The sequence below is a fragment of the Streptomyces exfoliatus genome (genome assembly GCF_000725545.1).
Lineage (GTDB): Bacteria > Actinomycetota > Actinomycetes > Streptomycetales > Streptomycetaceae > Streptomyces > Streptomyces exfoliatus.
The window spans coordinates 1-466 of record NZ_JNZP01000094.1 but is presented as its reverse complement, the minus strand read 5'-3'; the positions used below and the strand labels follow the sequence as shown (position 1 = coordinate 466).

Annotated in this window: 1 protein-coding gene; it reads right to left on the bottom strand. The window is 74.2% G+C overall.

The window, feature by feature from the left end; genetic code table 11:
* Positions 1-102: 102 nt before the first annotated feature.
* Positions 103-466 (bottom strand): alpha/beta-hydrolase family protein (locus tag IO20_RS0134245; protein ID WP_031127810.1); only part of this gene is annotated, 364 nt, incomplete at its 5' end.

The following is a 466-nucleotide window of genomic DNA, read 5'->3' as shown; positions in this document are numbered from 1 at the left end:
TGGTGTGGCTGCACGGGCGGCGCCGGGCGGCGCGGCCGTTCGAGGCCGTGGAGGCGGCGTGAGGGAGCGGAGGGCGACCCCGACCCCGCCTCCTTCTCCGTCTCAGTACGCCGCCGCCCGGTGGCCGATGAAGGCGCGCAGCCTGGTGGTGTCGGCGGTCGTCCCGCCGGGCGGTGGGAGGACGGCCGCCCAGCCGTCGACGGCTCCGGCGCCGTAGCGGTGGCCGTGCGGAGCGTCGACCCCGTACGAGACGGCCATGTCGACCGAGGTCTGCCAGAAGGCGACGAAGGGGAACCAGGTGATCTCGGGGGTGATGTCGGGACCGAGGGGTTCGTCCAGCCAGGCGGGTTTGTCGAGGAGCAGGTCGGGCGACCACCAGACGACGGGGTCGGAGGCGTTCTGCAGGTAGACCACGCGCGGGGATTCCCATGCGGCGGCCGGGCGGGCGAGGTCGGTCTCGGGGAAC